4 protein-coding genes are annotated in these 6,903 nt (G+C 66.6%); all 4 read left to right on the top strand.

Going from position 1 to position 6,903, the window contains the following annotated elements; genetic code table 11:
- The first annotated feature begins 334 nt into the window (after positions 1–334).
- The 4 genes from RMP10_RS08690 (at position 335) to RMP10_RS08675 (ending at position 6,807) form a co-directional block, all read left to right on the top strand.
- Entirely contained in the window at positions 335–1,120 is a 786-nt protein-coding gene (locus RMP10_RS08690) for a hypothetical protein (RefSeq protein ID WP_310569946.1), read from the top strand.
- Between the two features lie 104 nt (positions 1,121–1,224).
- Positions 1,225–1,833, top strand: a complete 609-nt coding sequence (locus RMP10_RS08685; protein WP_310569945.1) for a Uma2 family endonuclease — start codon at positions 1,225–1,227, stop codon at positions 1,831–1,833.
- A 93-nt stretch (positions 1,834–1,926) separates the two neighbouring features.
- The gene (locus RMP10_RS08680; RefSeq protein ID WP_310569944.1) at positions 1,927–4,239 is read left to right on the top strand and encodes a protein kinase; all 2,313 of its coding nucleotides are present in this window, start codon (positions 1,927–1,929) and stop codon (positions 4,237–4,239) included.
- Positions 4,240–4,320: 81 nt separating this feature from the next.
- Positions 4,321–6,807, top strand: coding sequence for a protein kinase (locus RMP10_RS08675; protein ID WP_310569943.1), 2,487 nt, complete (start codon positions 4,321–4,323; stop codon positions 6,805–6,807).
- The last annotated feature ends 96 nt before the right edge of the window (positions 6,808–6,903 follow it).

Here is a 6,903-nt window from a genome sequence, read left to right as displayed (position 1 = left end):
CCTCCCCCGATCGTATCGGCCGCTCCTTCGAGCATCTCGTGTACACGCAGCTCGTGCACAGTGCGGCGGCCTTCGATGACGGCGTTCGCGTCTCGACCTTCCGCACGGAGCATGGCGCAGAAGTCGACTTCGTTGTCGAGCGGGGCGCTGACCTTTTCGCGATCGAATGCAAAGCTTCACGCACGGTGGCAGCGTCCGATCTGCGAGGGCCGGAGCGGTTCGCCGACTACTACGGCAAGCCGCATCGACGCATGGTCTGGTACCTTGGCAAAGAGCCCAAGCGCCTGGGAGGGGTGGACGTCCTGCCATGGCAATACGGACTCAAGACCATCGGATGGCGAAGACCCTTCGCGGGCGCATCTACCTGGTGCATCATCATGCCGGGTCGCTGCACCTGCTGGAGCAATACGAACGCGAGTACGCGGTCATACGCGAAGGATTGTTGCAGTATCCGGGTCGGCTCTTTCTCGCGACGGACCACATCCGGGCGCTGATTGCGCTGGGCAAGCTCGCTGAGGCGGATCGGTCCGTCGAGTCGCTGTTCACCCTCGCCCCGGACCAGCGCAGCTCGGCGCTGTGGGTCGGCGCGAACAGCGTGCATGAATTGCGATGGCATAGCCACACCGCCGAGGCCACCGCGCTGGGCGAAAGGCTGCTGCGCCGAATGTCGGCGCTTCCGCGATTGGAAGGCGACTCACCACGAGTGTGGTTGGAGAGGCGTGGTCGACTCGAACTGCTGGCGGCCACACGCCAGTGGGCAGCGTTGGAGTCGGGCGCCGGTGACGTACTCCGCGAGAGTCCGCGAAGTATCATCGGACTCCGCATGCGCGGTGTTGCACTGGCCATGCAGGGCAAGCGCGCACAGGCGCTTGGCGTCGATTCCGTTCTGGCTGCGGCCACAACACCCGAACAGCTGGCCGACCTGTGCTATGGCGCACTGCCGGGTGCATGCCGGCGCGTCGCGCGTGCCTACATCGCGGCCGCACTCGGCGACAAGGCGCGTGCCGTGTCATTGCTCGACTACCGTTCCTTCAACGACAACTTCGCTCACTATGACATGATCGGCGAATGGCTACGCGATTTCCCGCCGTTCCAGGAGTACATCAAGCCTCGCGGATAGACGAAGCGGTCCGGGCGCGCCGAGTAGACTCGGCGCAACGTGGGGCATAGCTTTTGTCTGCTACCCGATGACGGCGCGCTGACGCGGCGATGCATCGTTGGCGCATGACCTCCACTGTGATTCAGGGGATACCGCGCGTGATGACACCTGCCGCGCTGATGACCGCCGACGAGCTGCTGGCGTATCCTGCACCGGACAAGCGCGTGGAACTCGTGCGCGGGTGCCTGCTCGTGCAGGAGCCGCCCGGAGGCCGTCATGGCGAAATCGAAGTGCGCGTGGTCGTCGCGCTGAGTTCATACCTCACGCGCGACCGGGACGCGCGGCGCGTTGAACGAACGCGGGGGCGCCTCGTGTGCGGCGATTCCGGCTTCTGGCTTTCGCGTGACCCCGACACCGTACGCGCCCCCGATGCGGCGTACATCTCCCGCGAACGTTGCGATGGCGCCCTCCCGCTCGGATACGCGGATTTCGCCCCAGACCTCGTCGTCGAGGTGCGATCGCCGTCCGACCGGCCGGGCCCATTGCTCGCGAAGATCGGTGACTGGATCGACGCCGGCACGCGCGTCGTCTGGGTCATCGATCCGCAGGCGCGCCAGGTCGCGATCTACCGCGAAGACGGCGCGCAGTGCCTGCTCGAGGGCGAGGACGTGCTCCGAGACGATGCACTGCTCCCGGGGTTCGAGCTCTCGATGGTTGAATTATTCGCGGAGTAGCGCGCTGCAGCACGACCGCAGCGGGGCGCGCGGCGGTAAGTTCTTTCGGATGAACGATACCAGACCTGAAGCCGCCGCTATCGTTCGCTCGCCATGAGTTCCGTCGTGGATCGTTTGCGCATCGCCCTCGCCGACCGTTACCGCATCGAGCGAGAGCTCGGCGCTGGCGGCATGGCGACGGTGTATCTCGCGCACGACCTGCGACACGACAGAGAAGTCGCGGTGAAGGTGATGCACCCGGAGGTGAGCGCCGAGCTGGCGACCGATCGCTTCTTGCTCGAGATCCGAACTAGCGCGCGACTGCAGCACCCGCACATCGTGCCGGTGTTCGACTCGGGTGAAGCGGACGGACAGCTGTTTTTCGTCATGCCGCGAATCGAGGGTGAATCGCTGCGCGCGCGGCTCGACCGGGAAGGGCGCCTCCCGGTTCGCGATGCCGTGCAGATCGTCTCCGAGGTCGCGGGTGCGCTCGAGTATGCCCACGAGCACGGCATTCTTCACCGCGACCTCAAGCCAGAAAACATTCTGTTGAGCCATGGGCATGCATTGCTTGCCGATTTCGGGATTGCGCGCGCGACGTTGCAGGGAGGACGCGAGCGGTTGACGGGAACGGGCACCGCGATCGGAACTCCCGCCTACATGAGTCCCGAACAAGCCACCGGCACGGGGGACACCGGCCCGGCGTCCGACGTGTACAGCCTCGGCGTCATCCTGTTCGAAACTCTTACAGGCACGGTGCCATTCACCGGCGCGACGTTTCAGGCGATCCTCGTCAAGCGCTTCACGGAAGCTGCGCCGCGCTGCCGCACGATGCGTGGTGACACGCCGCCCGCGTGCGACGTTGCCATTGCACGCGCACTGGTGCTTGACGCGAACCAGCGCACGGCGACTGCGCGCGCATTCGCGGACGCGCTCGTCGAGGTCGACATGCTGCATCCGGCAGCACCGACATCCTCCACTGCAAGGCCTGAACGCTCGATCGCGGTGCTGCCCTTCACCAACCTCAGCACCGATGCCGAGAACGGGTACTTCGCCGACGGCCTGACGGAGGAGATCATCACGACGCTCGCCAAAGTGCGCGCGTTGCGGGTGATCTCCCGCACCACGATGATGGGGTACCGCACGCGCACCGGCTCACTGCGCGACATCGCGCGCGAACTTGGTGTGACGCACCTGCTTGAGGGAAGTGTGCGCAAGGGTGGCGACCGCCTCCGGATCGCTGCCTCACTGGTCGACGCGGAGCGCGATGCATCGGTGTGGTCGGAGCGTTTCGATGGCTCGATGGACGACGTGTTCGACATGCAGGACCGTGTCGCGAGCGCGACCGTCGCCGCGCTCGCACTGGCGTTGTCGCCGGAGGAACACGCGCGGCTCGTCGAGCATCCCATCGAGAACGCTGCTGCCTACGACGCGTACTTGCGCGCACGCGAGGGGCTCAACGCATGGACGGCCACCGGCTTGCAGCGCGCACTGGGCCACCTCGAAGAAGCGCAACGACTGGCGCCCGACAACCTCTTCGTGCTTCGCGGCCTGGGTCGCGCGTGTTGGGCCGCGGTCAACAACAGCCTGACCGACGACCTCACACTGCTCGACGATGCGCTGCGCTACGCGGCGACCATCGAGGGACTCTCGCCGGGATCCCCATATGCGGCCGAGCTCCGCGGGCTGGTGGGGGCGTACCGCAGCGACATCGACACGTCCCTGCGTGAGCTGGGGCGTGCGTACGAGGCGCTGCCCGACGAGGTGGACATCGCCTTCTGGTACGGCGCGTTCCTCATCTTTGCCGGCCGGCCCGAGGACGCGCTTCCGATCACGGAGGACGTGCGGAGCCGCGAACCCGCCCACCCGTTGCTTCCGCTCATGGAGAGTGTTGGTGAGTGGACGACGGGGCGCTTCGATGCAGCGCTCGCGCGACTCGCCGGTGGCCCGGGGACGTCGCCGCCCGCAATCTGGTACCTCGTGCAGGGGCTCGCCGGCCTCGCTGCCGGCGACCATGTCCATGCGCTGCAGGCCCTCGACAGCGCGGCTGCCGAACCACCCGATGCGATGATCGGACTGTCGTCGTTCCTGGCCGCCGCCGTGCGAGGGGACGCCAAAGCCGCCGGGGAGCACCTCACTCCCGAGCTCGCGGCGACGCTCTGGCGCGACTTCTCGTACACAGAGTATGCCGCCGAGGGATTCGCACTGCTGGGCGACGCTGCCGGCGCGCGAAAGTGGCTCGCTCGGGCCGCCGACCTCGGAGCGGGCTACTACCGCGGGCTGTGGGCGCACCACGCAGTCTGGCGTCCGTGGCTTGCGCATCCGGACCTCGCGCCGATCTTTGCGCAAATCAAGGCGAATGCAGACCGATACGCGGCGATCCCGCTCGCGCCGCGCGCACGCGCGTTGGCGGCGCAGAGCACATGACGACAATAGTCGAGCGCTCCGACGGATTAGCCGATGGCGATCGCATCGAGCGTGCACTGGGCGCGAAATGGTCCCGCGTGAATGAGTGACCTCCGAGAGCAACTGCAAGCCGCACTCGGTTCTACCTACGGCATCGAGCGTGAGCTCGGCGGCGGTGGCATGTCGCGCGTATTTCTCGCGCGCGATAATGGTCTGAATCGGCAGGTGGTGGTGAAGGTGGTGCCAATCGACGGCGGCCTCGCGGCCGTCGAACGCTTCCGCCGGGAGATCACCACCGCGGCACAGTTGCAGCATCCGCACATCGTGCCCGTGCTGAGTGCAGGCGACGCCGATGGCGTGCCGTATTTCACCATGCCGTACGTGCCCGGTGATTCGCTGCGTGCGCGCATGTCCGGTGGTGCGCGCATGCCGCTGTCCGATGCGGTAAAGGTGCTGCGTGACGTGGCGCAGGCGCTGGCATTTGCGCATGAACGCGGGTTCGTGCATCGCGACATCAAGCCGGACAACATCCTGCTCGCCGACGGTGCGGCCGTCGTGACAGACTTCGGAGTCGCGAAGGCGCTGTCTTTCGCCACCGGGACTTCCACCGGCACCACCAGTGAGGGGATGACGGCCGTGGGCGTCTCCCTCGGGACGCCCGCGTACATGGCACCCGAGCAGGTCAGCGCCGACCCGGGCGTCGATCATCGCGTCGATCTGTACGCGTGGGGATGCGTGGCCTACGAGCTGTTCACCGGTGCCTCTCCGTTCGGCAGTCGATCGCCGGCCAAACTGTTCGTCGCGCATCTGACGGAAACGCCGGCCCCCATTGCCGCCGCGCGGCCCGACATTCCGCCCTTGCTCGCTGCGCTCGTCATGCGCTGCCTCGAGAAGGACCCTGCGCATCGCCCGCAGTCGGCGCGCGAGATGCTGGCCGCGCTCGACGCGTTGGCCACGCCAGGTACGGGCAGCGCGCCTGCCTCGCTCGGTACCGCATCGTCGAGCCGCGCCGCGACTCGCGCGCTCGTCGGAGTCGCGCTGCTCGCCGTGGTGCTGGGCGGCGTATATGTCGTGCGCACCTGGCGCAGTTCGTCCGATGCGCCAGTGGGTACGCCGGCGTCCACGACCAACGGCAGTGCAGCCGATACCGCACTCCTGTCATCACTCGCTGTGTTGCCATTCGTGAACACCAGCGGCGACGCGAAGGATGAATACTTCAGCGACGGCCTCACCGACGAACTCACGCATGCGCTCTCGAAGTTGCCTGGCCTGCGCCTGGCCGGGCGCAGCTCGAGCTATTCATTCAAAGGCAAGTCGATTCTCGCGCCGGAAGTCGGCAAGACGCTCCGGGTTGGAGCCATTATCGAAGGAACAGTGCGGCGTGCCGGCGATCGCATCCGCCTCACTGCGCAGCTGATCAGCACGCGCGATGGTGGGGTGCTGTGGAGCGACACCTTCGAGCGATCCGGCGCCGACGTGTTTGCAGTACAGGATGCATTCACCTCGGCGATCATCAGCGCGCTTGCACCGCGACTGAGCGGCACCGGGATGGTGGACGCTATCGGCACGTCGGCTCGCGGAACTACCGATGCCGCCGCCTATGATGAGTACCTGAAAGGCCGCTACTACTGGGCGCAGCGGGGCGCGGGGCCGGGCGACAGCTCTGTGAAGTATCTCGAGCAGAGTGTGAAGCGAGACGCTTCGTTCGCGCGCGGCTGGGCCGGGCTCGCGCTGGCCCATGTCATCCGCCCGAATTACAACCGGGCGGTGGACTTCCGGATCTCGGATGCGCGCGCGGAGGAGGCAGCAACGCGTGCGCTGGCGTTGGACTCCACGCTGGCTGATGCGCACGCGGCGCTCGGCTTTCTGCTGTTGCGTCGCCTGGATTTTGCGAAGGCAGGAGCCGGGATGGCGACCGCACGGCGCTTCGATCCGCAAAGTGCCATCGCCGCACATTGGTCCGCCATCTACTTCAGTGCGGCGGGAGACACAGCGGGGACGGACCGGCAGATGGAGCGGGCGCTGGCACTGGACCCATTGTCACCGACCACGTTGAACAGCCACGCCATCATACTGTTCGAGCGCCGGCAGTTCGCCAAGGCGCGGGAACGCTTCGCGCAAGTCGCGGAAATCAGTCGCTCGTTCCCAAACAACTCGACACTGGTGCTGGTGTGGTCTGGTCTGGCCGACAGCGCGTTTCACGTTGCGCAACGGAATCTGACGACGCTGTCGCGAGGCCGACTTGGAAACGCGGTGCTGGCCGCTGCCGCGGCAGGACGATGGCCAGAAGCGCGCGCGCTGCGTGCGCAGATTATCGCTGGCGGCGTCGGAATCACATCGTATGATCGGGCGCAGGCCGACCTCGTGTTCGGGAATCGGGCCGCCGCCGCCGCAGGGTTCGTGGATCACCTCGAGAATGACGGAGGACTCCCCAACATCGCATTCTCCATGTGCTTTCCGCCGTACGATGCGATCCGCAGCGAACCCGTATGGACGGCGTTCCTGCGGCGGCACCAATTGCGGGATTGCCCGCGTACCTCGCCCTGGCCCATCGGGACACCGCGGGTTCCGACCGCGGCCGACCGGTAGGTGGAAGAAACGAGATGACTACCGACGGGTTGCGAAGGCGACGCGGAAGTAGCTGCTGACGTCGGATGTCTTCGCTCCCTGAGCGCGCGCCGCACC

This window comes from Gemmatimonas sp. (assembly GCF_031426495.1).
GTDB lineage: Bacteria > Gemmatimonadota > Gemmatimonadetes > Gemmatimonadales > Gemmatimonadaceae > Gemmatimonas.
This window is presented reverse-complemented; position numbering and strand designations above follow the sequence as displayed.

Bases quoted from the DNA above. Each gene is read 5' to 3' on its own strand.
- RMP10_RS08685 (WP_310569945.1), top strand. From the start codon at position 1,225: ATGACCTCCACTGTGATTCAGGGGATACCGCGCGTGATGACACCTGCC.
- RMP10_RS08675 (WP_310569943.1), top strand. From the start codon at position 4,321: ATGAGTGACCTCCGAGAGCAACTGCAAGCCGCACTCGGTTCTACCTAC.
- RMP10_RS08690 (WP_310569946.1), top strand. From the start codon at position 335: ATGGCGAAGACCCTTCGCGGGCGCATCTACCTGGTGCATCATCATGCC.
- RMP10_RS08680 (WP_310569944.1), top strand. From the start codon at position 1,927: ATGAGTTCCGTCGTGGATCGTTTGCGCATCGCCCTCGCCGACCGTTAC.